At 42.3% G+C, this 20,683-nt stretch carries 18 protein-coding genes; 13 read left to right on the top strand and 5 right to left on the bottom strand.

The window, feature by feature from the left end:
• Nucleotides 1-10 precede the first annotated feature (10 nt).
• Complete coding sequence (gene eutH, locus FTX54_RS06080; RefSeq protein WP_147803113.1) at nt 11-1,093, top strand: ethanolamine utilization protein EutH; 1,083 nt, start codon at nt 11-13, stop codon at nt 1,091-1,093.
• Here eutH and FTX54_RS06085 read toward each other — a convergent pair.
• Nucleotides 1,090-1,515 carry a response regulator gene (locus FTX54_RS06085; RefSeq protein ID WP_422387418.1) on the bottom strand — a complete coding sequence of 142 codons (426 nt, stop codon included), beginning with the start codon at nt 1,513-1,515 and terminating at the stop codon, nt 1,090-1,092. The genes eutH and FTX54_RS06085 overlap by 4 nt on opposite strands.
• A 318-nt stretch (nt 1,516-1,833) precedes the next feature.
• On the opposite strand from FTX54_RS06085, the gene FTX54_RS06090 reads away from it, so the two are divergent.
• From FTX54_RS06090 to FTX54_RS06145, 12 genes are all read left to right on the top strand, one after another.
• Nucleotides 1,834-3,015 (top strand): BMP family lipoprotein, encoded by a 1,182-nt coding sequence (locus tag FTX54_RS06090; protein ID WP_147803112.1) that lies wholly within the window; start codon nt 1,834-1,836, stop codon nt 3,013-3,015.
• Between the two features lie 179 nt (nt 3,016-3,194).
• Nucleotides 3,195-4,724, top strand: coding sequence for an ABC transporter ATP-binding protein (locus tag FTX54_RS06095; protein ID WP_147803111.1), 1,530 nt, complete (start codon nt 3,195-3,197; stop codon nt 4,722-4,724).
• Nucleotides 4,721-5,782 (top strand): ABC transporter permease, encoded by a 1,062-nt coding sequence (locus FTX54_RS06100; RefSeq protein ID WP_147803110.1) that lies wholly within the window; start codon nt 4,721-4,723, stop codon nt 5,780-5,782. The genes FTX54_RS06095 and FTX54_RS06100 overlap by 4 nt, the downstream gene beginning before the upstream one ends.
• Nucleotides 5,783-6,748, top strand: coding sequence for an ABC transporter permease (locus tag FTX54_RS06105; RefSeq protein ID WP_147803109.1), 966 nt, complete (start codon nt 5,783-5,785; stop codon nt 6,746-6,748).
• Between the two features lie 207 nt (nt 6,749-6,955).
• Nucleotides 6,956-8,488: a GNAT family N-acetyltransferase gene (locus FTX54_RS06110; protein ID WP_147803108.1), complete on the top strand. Its 1,533-nt coding sequence runs from the start codon at nt 6,956-6,958 to the stop codon at nt 8,486-8,488.
• 103 nt (nt 8,489-8,591) lie between these two features.
• Nucleotides 8,592-9,584: an aldose epimerase family protein gene (locus FTX54_RS06115; protein ID WP_147803107.1), complete on the top strand. Its 993-nt coding sequence runs from the start codon at nt 8,592-8,594 to the stop codon at nt 9,582-9,584.
• A 51-nt stretch (nt 9,585-9,635) separates the two neighbouring features.
• Entirely contained in the window at nt 9,636-10,184 is a 549-nt protein-coding gene (locus FTX54_RS06120; RefSeq protein ID WP_422387429.1) for a glycerol-3-phosphate responsive antiterminator, read from the top strand.
• A 183-nt stretch (nt 10,185-10,367) separates the two neighbouring features.
• Entirely contained in the window at nt 10,368-11,213 is an 846-nt protein-coding gene (locus FTX54_RS06125; RefSeq protein WP_147803105.1) for an MIP/aquaporin family protein, read from the top strand.
• Between the two features lie 14 nt (nt 11,214-11,227).
• Complete coding sequence (glpK, locus tag FTX54_RS06130) at nt 11,228-12,724, top strand: glycerol kinase GlpK (protein WP_147803104.1); 1,497 nt, start codon at nt 11,228-11,230, stop codon at nt 12,722-12,724.
• Between the two features lie 172 nt (nt 12,725-12,896).
• Nucleotides 12,897-14,564 (top strand): glycerol-3-phosphate dehydrogenase/oxidase, encoded by a 1,668-nt coding sequence (locus FTX54_RS06135; protein ID WP_147803103.1) that lies wholly within the window; start codon nt 12,897-12,899, stop codon nt 14,562-14,564.
• A 75-nt stretch (nt 14,565-14,639) separates the two neighbouring features.
• Nucleotides 14,640-16,373 (top strand): phospho-sugar mutase, encoded by a 1,734-nt coding sequence (locus FTX54_RS06140; protein ID WP_147803102.1) that lies wholly within the window; start codon nt 14,640-14,642, stop codon nt 16,371-16,373.
• Between the two features lie 677 nt (nt 16,374-17,050).
• A complete protein-coding gene (locus tag FTX54_RS06145; protein ID WP_147803101.1) occupies nt 17,051-17,251 on the top strand; it encodes an aspartyl-phosphate phosphatase Spo0E family protein in 201 nt (66 codons plus the stop codon).
• Between the two features lie 145 nt (nt 17,252-17,396).
• Here the strand turns inward: FTX54_RS06145 and FTX54_RS06150 are convergent, their stop codons facing one another.
• From FTX54_RS06150 to FTX54_RS06165, 4 genes are all read right to left on the bottom strand, one after another.
• A complete protein-coding gene (locus FTX54_RS06150) occupies nt 17,397-18,281 on the bottom strand; it encodes a DMT family transporter (RefSeq protein ID WP_147803100.1) in 885 nt (294 codons plus the stop codon).
• 205 nt (nt 18,282-18,486) lie between these two features.
• A complete protein-coding gene (locus FTX54_RS06155; RefSeq protein WP_147803099.1) occupies nt 18,487-19,197 on the bottom strand; it encodes a P-II family nitrogen regulator in 711 nt (236 codons plus the stop codon).
• Nucleotides 19,194-19,925 (bottom strand): DUF1538 domain-containing protein, encoded by a 732-nt coding sequence (locus FTX54_RS06160; protein WP_147803098.1) that lies wholly within the window; start codon nt 19,923-19,925, stop codon nt 19,194-19,196. Before FTX54_RS06160 ends, FTX54_RS06155 begins: the two co-directional genes overlap by 4 nt.
• Complete coding sequence (locus FTX54_RS06165) at nt 19,922-20,614, bottom strand: DUF1538 domain-containing protein (protein ID WP_147803097.1); 693 nt, start codon at nt 20,612-20,614, stop codon at nt 19,922-19,924. Before FTX54_RS06165 ends, FTX54_RS06160 begins: the two co-directional genes overlap by 4 nt.
• Between the last annotated feature and the right edge of the window lie 69 nt (nt 20,615-20,683).

The raw sequence follows: 20,683 nt of genomic DNA on the forward strand, positions 1-20,683 counted from the left end.
GGGCAGATACATGAATGCACTAATCATATGGGTTCTGCTCGGGTTCCTCTTTGCAGGGGTTATCGATAAAATACTTGGAAATAAAAAAGGGTATGGGGAAGCTTTCGACGAAGGCTTCCGCACCATGGGGCCGCTGGCATTCGTTATGACCGGTATGATATCTATAGCACCACTATTAGCAGAGGTTCTGAGACCGGTTCTCGTGCCTATATTTACAGCTCTTGGAGCGGACCCGGGAATATTTCCCGGAATGATTCTTGCTATTGATATGGGGGGATACCCTCTCGCAGCTGAACTGGCCCGGACAGAGGAAGCTGCGCTTTTCTCAGGGATTATTCTTGCTACAATGCTAGGACCAACATTTGTTTTTACGGTTCCTGTGGCCCTTGGCTTAATACATAAAGAACATTACACGGATTTTGCCAGGGGGATTATGTACGGGCTTATCCCTGTCCCGGCAGGAGCTTTTATAGCGGGAATGGCGGCAGGTATGGAACCTTTATTTATTTTGCGGCAGCTTGTTCCAGTAATTCTTTTTGTAGGCATTATACTAATCGGTCTCCGGTGGGCCCAGCGGATCATGGTTCAGGCATTTCTGATTTCTGGAAGAGGTATAATGGCTTTAATCGCGATGGTTATTGCAGTAGTAGCTGTACAGGAACTGACCGGGGTAGTACTTATAGCGGGACTTACTCCTTTTTCGGAATCAATGGAAATAATAGGAGTGATCGTTCTTGCGCTGGCAGGAGCTTTCCCGCTTGTGCACTTTCTGAAAACTGCAGTTGTACCCAAATGCAGAAAGCTTATTGAACGAACTCCACTGCCTGCTGAGGCATGGGTTGGTTTTTTTACTCAGCTGGCGCATAGCATACCGGTTTTCAAGCAGCTGCATACAATGGATGAAAGAAGCAGACTTATGAATGTGGCTTTCTCAGTAAGTGGAGCTTTTCTCGTAGGAGGGCATTTAGGTTTTACAGCAGCAGTAGAACCAGCAATGACTACTGCTATGCTGACAGGCAAAGCAAGTGCCGGTGTAATGGCGGTGCTGCTTGTATTTTGGAAGACAAGCGATAAAAAACCTGCCGGGAGCTAAACTTCAGCTCCATGGCAGGTTTTTAAAATTTCTCTAACATTTATGTCAGTAAATGGTTTTTGAATAAAAGAATCGGCACCTATAAGAAAAGCCTTTCGCAAATGGGAAACATTTGAGCAGGATGAAGTCATAACAATTTTGGCTTCACCTTTGAAAGGTAGTATTTCTTTAATCGCGGTAATCCCGTCTTTATTCGGCATGATAATATCCATAAAAATTAGATCGGGCGTGTGTTGATGAAATTTTTCGACTGCTTCATTTCCATCTGCAGCTTCCTGTATATCCTCGATGCCGCAGGTCAGCAGAACCTTTTTCAATTCCTCTCTGGATGATAAGGAATCGTCGCAGACGAGCGTCCTCATAAAATTCCCCCCGAGCTGATTTTGTACAAATATTCTATCACCAAACTGCAATAAAAGCATACCCTTTTCATCAAAATTTATAAGGCGGACAGCCTAATTACTTATTTTCATTATATTATGAAAAAATGTCCAAAAACTATTTATTAATAAAAGAAGGCGTGGTATATTGAAAAAGTAATAAGAAAACGCTGTCAATTCGTATCAGTGTGTCCTTTTTAGATGTCAGACATCGAACAAGTAAATAATTATTTTTTGGAAGCGTTTTTAAGATTATAATTTTTGAAATTATGTGGCATAATAGTGTGAGAGTTTTTATCTCTTTTACATATTTGAGGTAAAAGCAAAAATATAAACATATTTACAAGGGGGATTTTTATTATGAAAAAGAGTCAAAAAGTACTTTTGTCATCTGTACTTGCAGCAGGGGTAGTACTTGCCGGATGCGGCGGGAATGACGAAGATACAACTCCAGTTAACGAAAATGGAGGCAATGAAGGCGCTGATAATTCTGCAGAAGAAAATAACGCGTCTGAAAATACAGATAATGCAGAGGATAATAACGGGGAAGCTTCCGGAGATGCCGAAGGATTTTCTTCTAAAATGGTAACAGATGTCGGCGGGGTTGATGACCGTTCCTTTAACGAATCAGCATGGGCAGGATTGACACAATTCGGTGAAGACTATCCCGAAGCGGATGTGGATTATGTACAGTCCGGCGATGCTGCCGATTATCTGCCAAACCTGCAGCAGCTTGCACGTGAAGGCACGGATATAACGTTTGCTATCGGCTTTTTAATGGCGGATGATGTACTCACAGTAGCCGAGCAGAATCCAGAGCAGAACTTTGCAATTGTTGACGAAGTGGTAACAGATGGCGACGGAAACCCAGTTGATAACCTTGCAAGCATTACGTTTGCTGAACACGAAGGTTCTTTTCTTGTTGGAGCTATAGCTGCAATGCACTCGGAAAACGATGAAGTAGGCTTTATCGGCGGCGTGGAAAGCCCGCTGATCAAAAAGTTCGAAAATGGATTCAAGGCCGGAGTAAAGCATGTAGATTCAGATATTGAAGTTGCTGTTCAATATGCACAGGACTTTAATGATGCTTCAACAGGTCAGAATATTGCGGATACTATGTATTCCAACGGAGCGGATATTATTTATCATGCTGCCGGTGGTACAGGAAATGGACTATTCACGGAAGCGATTGACCGTAATGAAAGCGGAGAAGAAGTTTGGGCTATCGGCGTGGACCAGGACCAGGCTGTAACGGAAGGTGAATGGTCTGAAGGTAACGTCATACTTTCCTCCATGGTCAAACGTGTAGACAATTCCGTATATAATGTATCTGAAGAGACGTTAAATGGAAACTTCCCTGGTGGAGAAGTAATTGAATTAGGACTTGAAGATGATGGTGTCGGTATTGCTGAAACACAGGATGATGTTTCTCAGGAAGCATTGGATGCTGTGGAAGAATATGAACAGATGATTACTGACGGGGAAATTGAAGTGCCTCAGACAGACGAAGAATATGAAGAATTTCTAAGCTCTCAGGAGTAAGCTGTTCGAACTCTGACATATCAGGACGAAGGCTAGTCGCGTACTAGCCTTTGTTTATACCCTGATTTAGAGATATTCGATTTAATATTACAAGATTCGACATTTATGATAGCTGCGGATAGGAGCTGGCGGCGTAAGAGCCTCAGAATCTCTTATGAATCTGATAGGAGTTGTTAATCGTGGACTACGTTATTGAAATGAATAACATACGAAAAGAATTCCCCGGTATTGTCGCGAATGATAATATTACGCTGCAGGTCAAACAAGGCGAGATTCATGCGTTGTTAGGGGAAAACGGGGCCGGCAAATCTACACTTATGAACGTCTTGTTCGGCTTGTATCAACCGGAGCGCGGAGAAATTAAAGTCCGCGGGGAAAAAGTGGACATTACAGATCCTAATAAAGCAAATGATCTTGGAATAGGAATGGTCCATCAGCACTTTATGCTGGTGCAGAATTTCTCTGTTACTGAGAACATTATTCTCGGGAGTGAACCAACGACTCGAGGACGAATCGACCTTGGCAAGGCAGAGAAGCACGTCCAGGAAATCTCTGATCGTTATGGGCTCAAAGTGGATCCTAAGGCTAAAATTGAAGATATTTCAGTCGGCATGCAGCAGAGAGCTGAAATTTTAAAAACACTTTACCGCGGAGCAGAAATACTTATTTTTGACGAACCAACAGCTTCGCTTACTCCACAGGAAATTAAAGAGCTTATTCAGATCATGAACAATCTCATTGATGAAGGAAAATCTATTATTCTTATTACCCATAAACTGAAAGAGATCATGCAGGTTTGTGACCGCTGCACGGTTATCCGCCGGGGAGTTGGAGTAGGGACAGTAGATGTGGAAGGAGCCACAGAAGATAGTCTTGCAGAAATGATGGTCGGTCGTGAAGTGAGCTTTAAAGTGGATAAAAAACCAGCTCAACCAGGTGAGACCGTTTTATCCATTAAAGATTTAACTGTGGAAGACATCCGTAAAGTAGATGTAGTCAATAAATTAAGCCTTGATGTCAGAGCAGGAGAAATTATGGGTGTAGCCGGTGTTGATGGTAATGGCCAGACAGAACTTGTAGAAGCACTTACGGGACTTCGTCATTCTAAAAGCGGCTCTGTTTTTGTGGGCGGAAAAGATATTTCACATTATAAACCGCGAAAAGTAACTGAAACAGGCATCGGCCATATTCCTCAGGACAGACACAAGCACGGGCTCGTTCTTGATTTCACAATTGGTGAAAACTTGCTTCTGCAGACATATTATCAAAAGCCTTTTACGAAAACTGGCATCCTGAATTACAACCTTATGTATGAAAAAGCAGAGGAACTGATAAAGGAATATGATGTAAGGACTCCTTCTTCAAAAACAATGGCCCGCTCATTATCAGGTGGTAACCAGCAGAAAGCGATTATAGCAAGAGAAATTGACCGTTCCCCCGAATTATTACTGGCTGCACAGCCAACTCGCGGTCTGGACGTCGGGGCTATTGAATTTATTCATAGTAAATTGATCGAAGAAAGAGATAAAGGCCGGGGAATTTTACTTGTCTCTCTTGAGCTGGAAGAAGTATTGAATGTCAGCGATAGAATAGCTGTTATTTACGAAGGCGAAATAGTAGAGATAGTTGATGCTGATAAAACGAACGAGCAGGAACTTGGACTGCTCATGGCCGGAGGCAAAAAGGAAGAAGGTGAACCGACCTCATGATGAATGCACTAAAAGGAAAGGCATTTGCAATTATTGTTCCCCTGGTAGCTATTTTATTCGGTTTTTTAGCCGGAGCTCTGATTATGCTGCTCAGTGGAACAAATCCAATAACAGGATACGGAGCTCTTATCTCCGGGATTGTTGGAACTCCTTATGATTTTGGTGAGACACTGCAGCGCATGACCCCGCTCATTTTCTCAGGTCTTGCAGTAGCATTTGCTTTCAGGACGGGTCTTCTAAATATTGGTGTAGAAGGACAGCTGATTGTCGGCTGGTTTACGTCTGTATATGTAGGACTCGCCATTGAAGCTCCGATGGTAATTCACCTTCCGCTTGCTATTGTCGCAGGAGCTGTTGCCGGAGCACTGTGGGGATTTGTGCCGGGCTTGCTGAAAGCACGCTTTCAAGTTCATGAAGTTATCGTAACTATTATGATGAATTATATTGCAATGCACGTTACAAATTCTTTAATAAGAACGTACCTGCTGGACAGCGGACAGAGGACATCATTTATTAATCCTACTGCTTCTCTCGAGTCACCTTTCCTATCGGAACTCACCCAGTTTTCCAGACTTCACTGGGGCTTTTTCGTCGCAGCAGCTGCCTGTGTGCTGATGTGGTTCATTTTATGGAAGACGCGAAAGGGCTTCGAACTGCGTTCTGTTGGGTATAATAAAAACGCTTCTTTATACGCAGGTATGAGCGTAAATTCTAATATTATTCTCTCCATGTCCGTATCAGGAGCATTCGCTGGTGCCGGTGGTGCAATGGTAGGCCTGGGTACTTATCAGTATGCAAACATACTCCCGTCTTTTACGAATATAGGATTTGACGGTATAGCAGTAGCGCTATTAGGAGGCAGCACGTCTGTAGGGATTTTCCTTTCATCGTTTCTCTTCGGAGGGCTCCAGCAGGGAGCTAATATGATGCAGTCTCAGGCAGGGGTTGCCCCGGAACTGGTCGAAATTATTATTGCGCTAATCATATTCTTTGTAGCATCAAGCTATGTTATACGCTGGGCTCTCGGCCGCCTTCAAAGCAGGAAGGAGGAGAAATAAATGGATGTCATTCTTCAGATATTATATATCATCGTTCCTGCAGCATTGATTGCCGCCACTCCTCTAATGCTGACGGCAATGGGTGGGTTGTTCAGTGAACGATCCGGTGTAGTAAACATTGGATTGGAAGGCCTCATGATCATGGGGGCGTTCGGTGGAATTGTTGGTACGCTGATGTTCGAATCTTTAGGATTTGGAAATGCTTCACCATGGTTCGGGATAATGTTCGCCGTCCTGATCGGTGCGGTATTTGCTCTCTTCCATGCAGTCGCTTCCATTTCCTTTCGTGCTGATCAGATTGTAAGCGGGGTTGCCCTGAACTTTCTTGCATTGGGTCTGACTGTCTTTCTCGTCAGGGAGATTTTTGACCGGGGGCAGACTGATACAATCAGTGCCAGAATTTTCCGGACCGATATACCACTCTTAAGTGATATACCTGTTATTGGCCCTATGCTTTTCTCAAGAGTTTACGTGACTACTTATGTCGCCTTATTAATTGTAGTAATAGTATGGTACGTTGTCTTTAAAACACCATTTGGGCTGCGTCTCCGTTCTGTAGGAGAACATCCTATGGCAGCAGATACGATGGGGATTAAAGTACAGCGGATGCGTTACATTGGTGTAATGCTGAGTGGTGCTTTTGCAGGAGCCGGCGGTTCTGTTTATGCCGTAACGATCGCAGGGAACTTCTCGGCGGGTACAATCGTCGGACAGGGGTTCATGGCACTTGCCGCTCTGATTTTCGGCAAATGGACACCGTTCGGAGCCATGGGTGCAGCCATTTTCTTTGGTTTTGCAATGGCTTTAAGTACGTCTGCACAGCAGCTGCCAGGGCTGCAGAACATTCCGCAGGTGTTTTTCCTTATCCTGCCTTATGTATTGACGATACTCGCTTTAGCAGGCTTTGTGGGTAAAGCGGAACCTCCGAAAGCACTCAATCAGCCTTATACAAAAGGAAGCCGTTAATTATAAAAAGCACCCAGGAAATTTCCTGGGTGCTTTTTATATGAATCGTGAGCCCTGTCCAATCTTAAAATATACTAATAACCGAGCTTAAAATAATGAGTTCTGATAAACGGTTGAGTATTACTAACAGTACATATAATTAGTATGGATACAGGGGGAAATATGCTAGAATGAGTAAGATGAAACAGAGCAGGGAGTGATACAAAGATGTCATTGGATATGTCGAAATACGAGAAAAAAATTATTGTCCGCAACATCCAGTATGATGATATAGATGCAATTATTGAGCTTTCCAGATTAAGCTTCCCCAATATGGATCCCTGGACCCGCCAGCACTTGATCAGCCATATTGAAATTTTTCCGGAAGGTCAGTTTTGTGTGGAAATAGAAGGCGAAATTATCGGTTCCTGTTCGAGTCTGCTTATCAATTTTGATGAATACGATGATCAGCATACGTGGGATGAAATTACCGATGAAGGGTACATTACCAATCATGATGAAGAGGGATATAACCTTTATGGAATTGAAGTAGCAGTACATCCTGATTACAGGCGTATGAAAATAGGACGCCGGCTTTATGAAGCAAGAAAAGAACTTGCCAGAGAGAAAAATTTAAAATCAATTATTATAGGCGGACGTATTCCGAACTACCGCAAGTATGCCTCAGAAATGTCTCCCAGGGAGTACGTAGAAGAGGTAATGACTCATAATGTATTTGATCCTGTGCTTACCTTTCAGGTAATGAACGGATTCACTTTAAAGCGCGTTAACCGCAATTATCTTGCAGACGACCGGGCATCCATGAAATATGCGACACTTATGGAATGGAACAATGTGGACTACAGACCGACAACGAAAAGGCATTTCAAAACTGCTTTTCCAGTGCGTATCTGCGCGATCCAATATATGATGAAAAAAATAGATTCCTTTGAAGAGTTTGCGCAGCAGTGTGAATACTACGCAGACGTAGGAGCGAGCTATTCTTCGGATTTCGTCGTTTTTCCGGAAATTTTTACGACACAGCTGCTTTCTTTTATTGAAGAAAAAAGCCCAAGCCGTGCTATTAGAAGACTGACTGATTTCACGGAGGATTATATAAATCTTTTTACAGACCTCGCTATCAAATATAATGTTAATATTATCGGCGGTTCCCACTTTGTTGAAGAAGACGGGGATATATATAACATTGCCTATCTGTTCCGACGGGATGGGACGATCGAAAAACAGTACAAAATTCATATCACTTCCAATGAAAAAAGATTCTGGGGTATTAAGGGGGGCGATAAAGTAGAAGTGTTCGATACGGACTGTGGTAAAATTTCAATTCAAATCTGTTACGACATTGAATTTCCGGAGATATCCCGGATTGCTGTTGAAAAAGGAGCTAATATCATTTTCAGTCCTTTCTGTACAGATGACAGGCAGGGATACCTGCGCGTAAAATACTGTTCCCAGGCCAGAGCGGTAGAAAATCAGGTTTATACGATGATTGCAGGTACAGTTGGGAATCTAACCCATGTTGAGAATATGGATATTCAATATGCGCAGTCCGGTATTTACACACCGTCGGATTTTGCCTTTCCTAGAGATGGAATTATTGGGGAATGTCATCCTAATATTGAAACGGTGGTTGTCGGGGATGTTGATCTGGAAATACTGCGGCGCTCCCGTAAATCCGGCAATGTGACTCAATGGAGAGATCGAAGAAAAGACCTTTACCAAGTGAAATTTGACTGCTGAAGTTAACTGAAAAGGTGCGCAGGAAGAAACCCTGTGCACCTTTTCCAGTTATGCAAATCGAAGAGGTTCAATACATAGCGAAAATACGAGGAGGTTGGATGACATGGAGAAAAAAGCAGTATTTCAAGGAAAAGACGTCATTGAATATACGATCGAAAATAAAAACGGAATGAAACTTAAAGCTTTAAATTACGGGGGTGCCATTACTGGACTCTATCCCCCAACAAAGGAAGAAATGACTAATCTCATTCTTTCCTACGATGATTACGGTTTATATGAAATGAACCCCTATTATCTCGGGGCTATTATCGGCAGAACTTCCGGCCGAACAGCGGAAGGACTAGCAAACGTTGAGGGAGAAGTATTCGAGCTTGCAAAAAATGACGGAAACAATCATCTGCACGGCGGAGAAAAAGGGTTCGCCCGCAGTTTTTTTGATGTAGAAGCAAAACAACAGGATTTAATTTTCCGATATTCAAGTCCTGATGGAGAAGATGGTTATCCAGGCACAGTAGATTTAAAAGTTACCTATACCCTTTCTGATGACAATCAGCTTATTATTGACTATCAGGCAGAAACAGATCAGACAACACCTCTTAATTTAACAAACCACAGCTATTTTATATTAAACGGCGATACGATCCTGGATCATGAACTTCTACTAAACAGTGAATTTTTCTATGAGCTTAAAGAGGGATCTCTTCCTGATAAAATGACAAATGTGAATGATAACAGCCATTTCGATTTTCAGAATGCAAAATTGCTGGGGGAAGTATTAACAAAGAACGATCCTCAGCTGAACATTGCTGGAGGCGGTATAGACCATCCATTTTTATTGAAATCCGGTACACCAGCGGCTGTTCTTTCTCATCCGGAAAGCGGACGCATGCTTAATGTATTCACAAATGATTCCGCTGTTGTCGTATATACAGGCAATCAGATTAAAGAGGATATTAAAATGAACGGCCGTGCCGGCATTAAGCATGGGGCAGTGTGTCTGGAAACGCAGTCCATTCCTGATCATGTGGAGGATATCCTTCTTCGGCCTGAAGACACGTATAAAAAACGAACAGTTATCCAGTATCTGAAAAAGTAATAAATAGCAGCAGCTTTCCATTTGCTGTAGACTTGGTAGTGAAGGAGGCTTATTATGTTTAACAACACAGAAATACTGCCTGCAATAAGAGATTTAAAGGACATTGATAAAGCACTTGCCACTGACAGTAACTATATTGTCCTGCTTAATACCCACGTAGGTCAGCTGAAAAGCCTGGTAAAAATGATTAAAAGCAATAATAAAAAAGTTCTTCTTCACGCCGATCTGGTACAAGGGTTAAAAAATGATGAATATGCAGCACAGTACCTGGCTCAGGACATAAGGCCTGATGGTTTAATTTCAACACGTAAAAATGTACTTATGACAGCGAAGAAGTCGAATTTGATGACAGTTCAGCGCCTTTTTCTGCTCGATTCGCTGGCCCTTCAATCAAGCTATCATATGCTGGAGACTATTCAGCCGGACTGCGTCGAAATTCTGCCGGGTGTTATTCCTCATATCATTGAAGAAGTCTATCTTAAAACAAAAATACCTATTATTGCCGGAGGGCTGATCCGTACCAGGGAAGAAGTGGAGGCGGCTATTAAAGCCGGGGCAGTAGCAGTAACGACTTCGAACAGAAAAATCTGGACAAATTAATTAAATTTTCTAAAAATATTGACACGGTTATGAATATCTGATTTAATATAAAGTAAGTTAATAATTTATTCATGGAGACAACGGAGACCAATGAATATTTGCTCAGTCCTTGCTGTAACTGGGTCAAATTTTTATTGGTCTCTTTTTTTGTCTCCAAAAATTAAAAAGAGGAGGAAGATGATTATGTCGCCGTTCTGGGGAGAAGTAATTGGCACAATGATTCTCATTATTTTTGGTGGCGGGGTAGTGGCGGGGGTCGTTTTAAAGGATTCAAAGGCAGCAGCGGGCGGCTGGATCGTTATTACGGCTGGGTGGGGTCTTGGAGTAGCGCTTGCGATTTATGCTGTCGGAAACATCAGCGGTGCACACATTAACCCGGCGGTAACAATTGGTCTTGCAACTATCGGAGAATTTCCATGGAGCTCCGTTCCGAGCTATATCGCAGCTCAGGTACTCGGGGCAATGATTGGTGCCTCGCTTGTTTATTTCCAGTATTCTGCTCATTTCAAGAAAACGGAAGATGAAGGAGCTAAGCTTGCCGTCTTTTCCACGAGTCCGGCTATAAAACATACTCCTTCCAACGTCTTCAGTGAGGTTCTCGGCACGTTCGTTCTCGTATTGGGAATTTTGTTTATCGGTGCAAACACCTTTACAGACGGATTGAACCCTCTGATTGTCGGGCTTCTAATTATGGCAATCGGGCTGTCTCTTGGCGGAACGACCGGTTATGCCATCAACCCTGCGCGTGATCTGGGACCTAGAATTGTGCATGCATTAATGCCGTTCAAAGGTAAGGGATCTTCGGAATGGTCGTATTCCTGGGTTCCAATTGTAGGTCCTGTCATCGGCGGCGGTCTCGGCGGTATGTTTTACGCTGCTATGTTTGAAGGCATTCTCCATCCGCTGTTATGGGTGTTCCTAGCTCTGTTTGCTGGAGTTATGGTGTATTCCTTTATGATGGAGAAGAAGCAGGGAGATGAAAAAGATAAAAAATTCGTGTATCCTAGTTTTAAGGGAAAAAAAGCCTAAGGAGGAAATAATTTATGACAAACAACTATATTCTAGCATTGGATCAAGGCACAACAAGTTCCCGAGCTATGCTTTTTAATAAAGCAGGGGAAATTGTCGACGTAGCACAGAAAGAATTTAAACAATATTTTCCTAAACCAGGCTGGGTGGAGCACAATGCAAACGAAATATGGTCTTCGATCTTAGGGGTAATGGCAGAAGTACTGAATAATCAGAATATCCCGGCCAAAGACGTAGCTGCCATTGGTATTACCAATCAGCGTGAGACCACTGTCGTGTGGGATAAAAATACAGGACGTCCTGTTTATCACGCCCTTGTATGGCAGTCCCGCCAGACAGACGGCATCTGTCAGGAGCTCCGCGACAAAGGATACAGCGACTTATTTAGAGATAAAACCGGGCTTTTAATCGATGCCTATTTTTCCGGAACGAAAGTAAAATGGATACTCGATAATGTGGATGGGGCCAGAGAAAAAGCAGAGAACGGTGAACTGCTTTTCGGTACAATTGACACCTGGCTTATATGGAAATTGTCAGGAGGAAAGGCTCACGTTACTGATTATACAAATGCCTCACGCACGCTAATGTACAATATTTACGATCTGCAGTGGGACAAAGAACTGCTGGATATTCTTGGAGTACCGGAATCCATGCTTCCTGAAGTCAGACCCTCTTCTGAAGAATATGCTAAAACAGTTGATTATCACTTTTTCGGTGAAGAAGTACCTATTGCTGGTGCAGCTGGAGACCAGCAGGCTGCCTTATTTGGACAAACGTGCTTTGAAAAAGGGATGGCTAAAAACACCTACGGTACGGGTTGTTTCATGCTTATGAATACTGGAGAAAAACCGGTAAAATCGACACACGGCCTGCTTACGACAATAGCCTGGGGAATCGACGGCAAAGTGGAATATGCCCTTGAGGGAAGTATTTTTGTAGCCGGATCAGCAGTTCAATGGCTTCGTGACGGCCTGAGAATGATTAAAGCAGCTCCGGAAACTGAAGAATACGCAGAACGGGTCACCTCCACAGATGGAGTTTATGTCGTACCGGCATTTGTAGGACTCGGCGCTCCATACTGGGACAGCGATGTAAGAGGAGCGATCTTCGGTCTCACGCGTGGAACGGAGAAAGAACATTTTATTCGCGCTACATTGGAATCGCTTACGTATCAGACGAGAGATGTCCTTGACGCTATGGAAGCAGATTCTGAAATTGAGCTCAAAAAACTCCGGGTTGACGGCGGGGCTGTCGGAAATAAATTTCTTATGCAGTTTCAAAGCGATATTCTCGGCAAAGAAGTGGAGATTCCTCAAGTGCAGGAAACTACGGCTCTCGGAGCTGCGTACCTGGCAGGCATTGCAGTAGGTTATTGGAAAAATAAAGAAGAGGTCATTAAACAATGGTCAGTTGATCAGTCTTTCACACCAAAAATGAGCGAAGAAAACAGGGAAGATCTGTATGCTGGATGGAAAACGGCAGTTAATGCTACTATGGCCTTCAAACGATAGATTTGTGACGTTAAAACTATTTATGGTATAATAGCTTTAAATTAATAGAAGGTCTGGAGACTTTGGAGAGACCGCAGCATGAAAGTAAGCTTAATAGCCGGCTTTCGATGTTGTGGTCTCTTTTTTTCTTCATTTCCATATTCTTCTAAATGTAATGAAAGGGTGTTTAACTATGGCAAAACCGTTCTCGGCACTACAAAGAGAAAAATACTTAAAGAAAATGAGCCAGACTGAACTGGATGTCCTCGTAATAGGAGGGGGGATAACGGGAGCAGGTATTGCGCTGGATGCGGTAACGAGAGGTCTGAAAACAGGACTTGTAGAGATGCAGGATTTTGCTGCCGGAACTTCCAGCCGTTCAACAAAACTTGTCCATGGCGGGCTCCGCTATTTAAAACAGCTGGAATTTAAAATTGTAAAAGAAACCGGACAGGAACGGGCAATTGTTTATGAAAATGCTCCGCATGTGACCAAACCGGAGTGGATGCTGCTTCCTATTGTAAAAGGAGGAACATACGGCAAAGCTGCTACGTCAGTAGGTCTCAAAGTTTATGATACGCTTGCCGGTGTAAATAAGCATGAGCGCCGTCAAATGCTGAGTAGAGAACAGACGCTTGAAAAAGAACCGCTGCTCAGAGACGATGACAGCTTAAAAGGCGGCGGTTACTATGTTGAATATAAAACTGATGATGCACGTCTGACGCTGGAAACTTTAAAAGAAGCCGTTTACCGTGGAGCCACCGCTGTAAACTATGCGAAAGCAGAGCATTTGATTTATGAAAACGGCAAAGTGGTTGGTGCTCGTATTACTGACAGACGAACAGGCGAAACACACGATATCCGTGCAAAACATGTAGTAAATGCGGCAGGTCCCTGGGTCGATGAACTGAGAGAAAAGGATGGGTCCAAACAGGGGAAATATTTATATTTAACAAAAGGTGTTCACATTGTTGTTGATCAGTCCAAGTTTCCGCTTAAACAGGCCGTTTATTTTGATACGGAAGATGACGGGCGGATGGTCTTTGCTATTCCAAGAGGAAAAAAAGCATATATAGGTACGACGGACACCCATTATGTAGATGACATTGCTACACCCAGAATGACGGAAGCGGACATGGATTATTTAATCAAGGCGGCCAATTACATGTTTACGACACAAAAGATTACCCGAGAAGATGTAGAGTCAAGCTGGAGCGGCCTCCGCCCATTAATCCATGAAGAAGGAAAGAAAGCTTCTGAAATATCCAGAAAAGATGAAACGTTCATCTCGGAAACGGGTCTTATCTCCATTGCAGGAGGAAAATTGACGGGTTACCGAAAAATGGCAGAACGTATAATAGACAGAATCGTTAAGGAAGAGGGAATAAAAAAGAAATGCGTGACACATAAGATTAAACTTTCCGGAGGGGAAGTTGGAGGTTCACAAAAACTGACTTCCTTTGTTAAAAATGCCGCGGAAATAGGAGTAAGTCTTGGTCTTAGTGCAGAAGAAGCTGAACACCTGGCTAATTTATATGGTTCGAACGTAACGAGAGTATTCGAAATTTTAGAAACTCAAGGTGAAGAGGCTAAAAATTACGGTCTTTCCCCCGGCGTATTTGCTTCTCTTGTTTACGGAATTGAAGAAGAAATGGTTTATTCTCCGATAGATTTTCTGAACCGCCGGACAAGTGCTCTTTTCTTTGATATCGATTACGTTCAAAAATATAAGGATGGGGTAATCAGATACATGGCAGGAAGATTTAATTGGACCTCTGCAGAGATTGACTCACACATTACTATGTTGGAAGAAGAAATTTACTTTGCTAAAAACCCTGTTGCTACAAAAGAGAAAAATTAACAATTCAACCTTTACTAACGCATTAAAAATGGGTATAACTGAAGTATAAGACAATGTCTGGAGGGTGATGTGTATATGGAATGGAAAGCTCAATACGAAAAGTGGAAATCGAAACTGAATCTAGACGCGTCCATTGCCGAGGAGCTTAAAAAGTCCGAGGGGAACGAATCCCTTCTGGAAGACAGCTTTTATAAAACGCTGGAATTTGGGACAGGCGGTATGCGCGGCGAAATAGGTCCCGGCACCAACAGGATGAATATCTATACTATTCGTAAAGGAGCACAGGGCCTCGCAGACTTTATAGCAGAAGCAGGGGAAGAAGCGAAGAAAAAAGGGGTGGTTATCGCCTATGATAACCGCCGTATGTCAAAAGAATTTTCTCTTGAAACAGCTCTTACTCTCGGGGCAAATGGTGTAAAAACCTATTTATTTAAAGAACTGCGCCCGACACCTGAGCTTTCCTACGCGGTTCGCAGGCTTGGAACTTTTTCCGGGGTTATGGTTACGGCAAGTCATAATCCTCCGGAATATAATGGGTTTAAAGCTTATGGAGAGGATGGTGCCCAGCTTATTCCCGAAGATGCAGACCGGCTGATCGAAAAAGTGAATGCTGTAGAAGATGAACTGGAAGTTAAAACGGCTGAAGCTGATGACCTCGAAAAGCAAGGCTTGCTGGAGTGGGTACTTGAAGATATTGATGAGGCTTATATTAAGGAAATGGAAAGTATTACTCTCGACAGAAAGCTGATAGAAGAGCACGGGAGCAATCTTTCCATTGTTTTTACTCCTCTTCACGGGACTGCAACTGTTCCTATGCAGCGAAGCTTAAAAAATGCAGGGTTTACGAATGTTCATACTGTAACTGAACAGGCAGTGCCGGATACGGAGTTTTCAACAGTTCGTTCCCCAAATCCGGAGGAAGCAGACGCTTTTGAACTGGCAGTAAAGCTCGGAAATGAAAAAAACGCCGATCTTTTGATAGCTACAGATCCCGATGCCGATAGAATTGGACTGGTCGTCCGAAATGATCAGGGTGAATTTACGGTCCTCTCAGGTAATCAGACAGGAGCACTGCTTTTGGATTACCTTCTCACAAAAAAACAGGAGAAGCAGGAGCTTCCGGATAATGGAATCGTAATTAAAACAATTGTAACGTCTGAACTTGGACGGGAAATTGCAGAATCCTTTGGAATGAGTACTCTCGATGTATTAACCGGATTCAAATTTATCGGGGAGAAAATCCGCGAGTATGAAACTACAAAAGCCCATACGTTTCTATTCGGATATGAGGAAAGCTACGGTTACTTAATTGAGCCGTTTGCCCGTGATAAAGATGCAATTCAGCCTGCGGTCCTTGCTGCAGAAATGACTGCCTTTTACAAATCAAAAGGGATGACTCTTTACGAAGGTCTTCAGAATCTTTATAAAAAATACGGTTTCTTTTATGAAGATCTGGCCTCTTTTACTTTTAAAGGAAAAGAAGGAGCCGAAAAAATTCAGCGGATTATGAATGTATTTCGCGATAGCGTGGAACAGGGGGAACTCCCTGATAATGTTACCTTTGTGGAAGATTATCTTCGTTCAACGAGAACTTTTATGGATGGCAGAGATAAAGAAAAAATCGACCTTCCCCAGTCCAACGTTTTAAAATTATTTTTAAATGATGGTTCCTGGTACTGCCTGCGTCCTTCAGGAACAGAACCAAAAATTAAGTGTTATTTTGGAGTGAACGGAAAAACTTCTGAAGAAGCTTCTTCAAAACTTATGGAAGTAAAAAAAGAAGTACTAGCAAAGCTGGAAGCTATATAATCTTTAGTATCCGATGTTGAATAATTCAAATTAAAAAGATCTCTGCCAATTTGTCAGGCAGGGATCTTTTTTAGGTATGGAGCATAAAGTTAGTAACTTTTCCTGCTGCAGCGGAAGAGCCGTTACATATGTTCATTAATTAACAGAAATTAATTAAAAAACGAGATCCCAAACAGCATTTTGCAAATATTAATAACAACCAGCATAAAATAAACTTCTGTTCATGAATAAATAAAAAATATTTCAAAACAAAGCATTATTGTAGATGAAATCGGGAAAATATGGTAGGATGTTACTTAATAATACATTTATTAAATAATCCTTTGTCGATTCTTCTATAGTATATTTTCAGCAGAAGCTTAATTAGTAAGGCGTTTTAAAGTTAAATAATAATAAGAGGAGGGGCCTGTGCTCTCCCACCTGCTGCAGAGAAAGCGTGCGGCTCTCCTTGCGCCCGGGATGATCTTCGCGCCTTTCGCAGACGTTTCAAAATATCACCTGGAGGTACGTCTTCTGAATGGAAAGTTCGTTAATAAAAAGCAGAACTTCTATTAGTATTATTCATAAAAACGAATCGGAAACTGATTGCCGCTTTTGGAATAAGCATGCCGGAATCGAAGTTGTCCATAACAAAAACGAGTAGGAACAGAGCTAAATTGAAAAAAGGTGAGGGGAATATGAGTTGGAATAATGAGCTTATAAAGCAGATGGAACATAAGAGAAATCTCATGGTTATAACAGCAAACAAATATGGATATACTTCTGCAGAAACTATTCAGTACAGTCAGGAACTCGACAGATTAATGAATATTTATAGGTGTGTATCAAAGTATGATTACTCAGAACGCTTATGGGAAAAGCAGGCTCTCAAAAATTAATATAAGAGCATCTATCACTTCCAATAAAAAGCGGGATAACGAAAACTCTTCGTCATCCCGCTTTTTATTATGGACAGAACCACTTCCTGGAGGGCACTTTAGCAGTAAAACTGTCATTAACTTAATAACGAGCAAAATAGAAGGTTTAATATTTACGCCCTGCAGCAAAATAAACTCCGATTAATACGGCGGCCCCTCCTGAGAATTGATGGACAGTAAAATTTTCTCCTAAAAAAATTACTGCCATCAATGTAGTAAAAAGAGGAACTAAATTAAAAAATACAGAGGCCTTCGAAGGACCAACTTCTCCTACTCCCTTATACCATAGGAGCAGAGCAATCGCAGAAGGGAAAATCCCTATATAAAGCAGTCCACCTGCTACGGAAGAGCTCGTAAGAGCTGGAAAACCGATGAGAAAAACTTCTGCGAGTGTAAAGGGGAGCAGCATTAACCATCCAATTATCATTGTTACAGTCAGTCCTGCTACAGGAGGAAATTTGTAACTGTGCCGTTTTATAACGATAGAATAGACTGCCCAGCAGCATACCCCGGCAAACATTATGACATCGCCGATATTAACAGATAATTGAAGCAGGAGAGCAGGACGTCCTTCCGTAATTATCCATAGTACTCCGAGGAATGAAAAAAGCACTCCGAAATTCTGCATGATATGGAGTCTTTCTTTTAACAAAATGTAGCCAAGAACTGCGGCAACCGCAGGTGTAAGTGCATCTACTATGGAAGCATTAATCGTGCTTGTGTAATTAACAGCGGCATATAAAGAGACATTAAATAGAACAATACCGCTCAAAGACAGAGACGTTAAAGCTTTCCATTCACGTTTCCAGAGCGGCATATTCCTGACAATTTCCTTGAAACAGAGAGGAATAAGCACAATGCTGCCTAAGAATGCCCGGAAAAATGCAAGAGTTATTGGATCAATAATACCTTCAAATGCTTTGCCTGCAATAAAATTACCTGAGAAAAAAAGCATCGCAAGCGTTATCAAAAAATATGGATGAAGAGACATTAGAAGAGATCTCCTTTTACTGAATAATCCTGATCAATTTTAAGGGAGTAATCCGATCAGGAGAAAAGTTTTCCTTTAATATAAAAACTGCGACTACTAATGAAGCCTGAGATAAAAATCAGCCTGTTTTCACACAGGGATTTTAAGAGAAATTAAATTAAGGGCCGTATAAAAGCGGATCCGGCGAGCGAATCCGCTTTTCTTACTACTCTTTAGTTTCGGTTTCTTCGAGGAGGTGGTGAATACCAACGGTTTCTTCGACTGGAAGGACGAAAGAAATACCTTTACCAGGCTCATTTATTTTCACGTCTTCTTCAATTGCTTTCAGAACATCACGCGTCTGACTGCGTTTAATTAATGTTAAAACCACGTCTTTTTCCGGTTCAATCTGGATAGAAAACAACTTTGCTTTTTCATGAATTCCGCTGCCTCTTCCGCTCATTACGGTGCCGCCCTCTGCACCTCCGCGGTTTGAAGCGTCAATTACTTTTCCGGATTCCCCCTTGTTTACTATAGTAATAATTAAGTCAAACCCTTTATGTGTTACGTCATCTGTCATCATATCCAGATCCTCCTTTTCAATTTCTTCATATTCCATATGAGAAATCCCGATGGTTTTCTTTATATCTATTATAAAACCTATACCTTTCCCCGGCTCGTTCAGTTTGGCGGCTTCTGAAACTTCTTTTACAACGTCGGCCAGAATGTCTTCCGGAATCAAAGTTAGAATTAATTCTTTTTCATGAATGGCATCAATACCGAATATCTGCTTTTTTTCGTGAATGCCTACTCCGGTTCCGAGCATGATCGTGCCACCCTCAGATCCTGCATCTTTCGCCGCTTTCATTACTTTTTTTGCACGGCCTTTTTTTACAATTGTAACGAGTAATTTATGATCTTTGCGAAGTATGCTCATGTATTGGACCGCTCCTTCCATTTAAATAACAAACCAAGTATAAGCACAGCGAGGATAGGGGTCAATGCTACAAGAGCAATCATTCCGAAGCCGTCTAATAGAGGATCCCTTCCTTCTGTTACTTCCGCAACACCTACCGCAATAGCCATAATGAAAGTTACCGTCATAGGACCGGTAGCTACCCCTCCAGCATCAAAAGCAATAGAAACGAATCGATCGCTGGAAATAAATACAAGAATAAAAGCAAGAGCATATCCTGGCACGATTAAATACCAAAGAGGAAATCCCATTACTATTCTGATCATTGCCAGGGCAATAGACACCCCGACTCCGAGAGAAAGCGTAAGAAGCATTACGTTTTTTGATATCGAACCAGCAGTTACTTTTTCTACTTCATAGTTAAGTATTCTTATTGCCGGTTCAGCAAAAGTTGCTACTAAGCCAAATATAAAACCGAGGATGGGAAGAAGGATAATTGTGTTATCACGCTGGCCGAGCAGTTCCCCAATAGCTTCGCCCGCGGGAAAGAAACCTACTTCGACACCTTGGAGAAAAAGTACAAGCCCTAGAAATGTAAAAATCAGTCCAACAAATATGTTTTTTAGTCTTTGTTTATCCAGGTCTAAAAAGAAAATTTGAAAAATAAGAAAGAAAATCAGTAAAGGAATTACTGCCAGAGCTACTTCGTATATCACATGGCCTATCCCATCAAACAAGTCCATTATCATCCGTATATCACTCCCAGCACCATAACGGCAAGAATAGGACCGATGGAAGCCAGCGCGACGAGGCCGAAGCCGTCACTTGTTGATGATTTTCCTCTAAGCACGGATGCTACTCCCACTCCTAGTGCCAGAATGAAAGGCACGGTCATCGGTCCTGTCGTCACGCCCCCGGCATCAAAAGAAATCGGTATAAATGTGGCGGGCGTAAAAAGTGCGAGCAGACCTACTATAGAGTACCCGCCTGCGAGCAGCCATTTTAACGGAATGTTGAAAACAGTTCTTGCCATAGCTGTCATTACAAAAAAGCCGACACCAAGAGCTACCGAATAAACGAGCACAAGATTAGGTATCTCCCCTCCGGAAACATCGTCAATCTGCGATGCGAGAACTCTTACATCGGGTTCTGCGATTGTAACTACAACTCCAAGAACAAAACCAACCGACAAGATAAGCCAGATTTTGTTTGTTTTAGGAAGAGTGGAACCTATTAGTTCACCGATAGGGAGCAGACCAATATGTACACCAACCAGAAAAAGAAAAAGCCCTAATCCAACCATAACAACTCCAGCAATAAAGCGGAAAAACAGATCAGGAGGCAGGCCGATTAAAGTGTATTGAAGAATTATAATCACGACTGCCAAAGGAAGTATAGCCATTACTACTTCTTTTAACTGATCAAAAATATCACTCATGTTCATTCCTCCTTTTCTTAAAGCTGTGATTAAGCCTGTGGTTCTTACGCAAAAAAGAATCATTCCTGC

This window comes from Alkalicoccus halolimnae (genome assembly GCF_008014775.2).
GTDB classification, from domain to species: Bacteria; Bacillota; Bacilli; order Bacillales; family Salisediminibacteriaceae; genus Alkalicoccus; species Alkalicoccus halolimnae.

Bases quoted from the DNA above. Each gene is read 5' to 3' on its own strand.
- FTX54_RS06110 (WP_147803108.1), top strand. From the start codon at position 6,956: ATGTCATTGGATATGTCGAAATACGAGAAAAAAATTATTGTCCGCAAC.
- FTX54_RS06115 (WP_147803107.1), top strand. From the start codon at position 8,592: ATGGAGAAAAAAGCAGTATTTCAAGGAAAAGACGTCATTGAATATACG.
- FTX54_RS06090 (WP_147803112.1), top strand. From the start codon at position 1,834: ATGAAAAAGAGTCAAAAAGTACTTTTGTCATCTGTACTTGCAGCAGGG.
- FTX54_RS06140 (WP_147803102.1), top strand. From the start codon at position 14,640: ATGGAATGGAAAGCTCAATACGAAAAGTGGAAATCGAAACTGAATCTA.
- FTX54_RS06085 (WP_422387418.1), bottom strand. From the start codon at position 1,515: ATGCTTTTATTGCAGTTTGGTGATAGAATATTTGTACAAAATCAGCTC.
- FTX54_RS06135 (WP_147803103.1), top strand. From the start codon at position 12,897: ATGGCAAAACCGTTCTCGGCACTACAAAGAGAAAAATACTTAAAGAAA.
- FTX54_RS06165 (WP_147803097.1), bottom strand. From the start codon at position 20,614: ATGAGTGATATTTTTGATCAGTTAAAAGAAGTAGTAATGGCTATACTT.
- FTX54_RS06105 (WP_147803109.1), top strand. From the start codon at position 5,783: ATGGATGTCATTCTTCAGATATTATATATCATCGTTCCTGCAGCATTG.
- FTX54_RS06145 (WP_147803101.1), top strand. From the start codon at position 17,051: ATGAGTTGGAATAATGAGCTTATAAAGCAGATGGAACATAAGAGAAAT.
- FTX54_RS06125 (WP_147803105.1), top strand. From the start codon at position 10,368: ATGTCGCCGTTCTGGGGAGAAGTAATTGGCACAATGATTCTCATTATT.
- FTX54_RS06155 (WP_147803099.1), bottom strand. From the start codon at position 19,197: ATGAGCATACTTCGCAAAGATCATAAATTACTCGTTACAATTGTAAAA.
- FTX54_RS06100 (WP_147803110.1), top strand. From the start codon at position 4,721: ATGATGAATGCACTAAAAGGAAAGGCATTTGCAATTATTGTTCCCCTG.
- eutH (WP_147803113.1), top strand. From the start codon at position 11: ATGAATGCACTAATCATATGGGTTCTGCTCGGGTTCCTCTTTGCAGGG.
- glpK (WP_147803104.1), top strand. From the start codon at position 11,228: ATGACAAACAACTATATTCTAGCATTGGATCAAGGCACAACAAGTTCC.
- FTX54_RS06150 (WP_147803100.1), bottom strand. From the start codon at position 18,281: ATGTCTCTTCATCCATATTTTTTGATAACGCTTGCGATGCTTTTTTTC.
- FTX54_RS06160 (WP_147803098.1), bottom strand. From the start codon at position 19,925: ATGATAATGGACTTGTTTGATGGGATAGGCCATGTGATATACGAAGTA.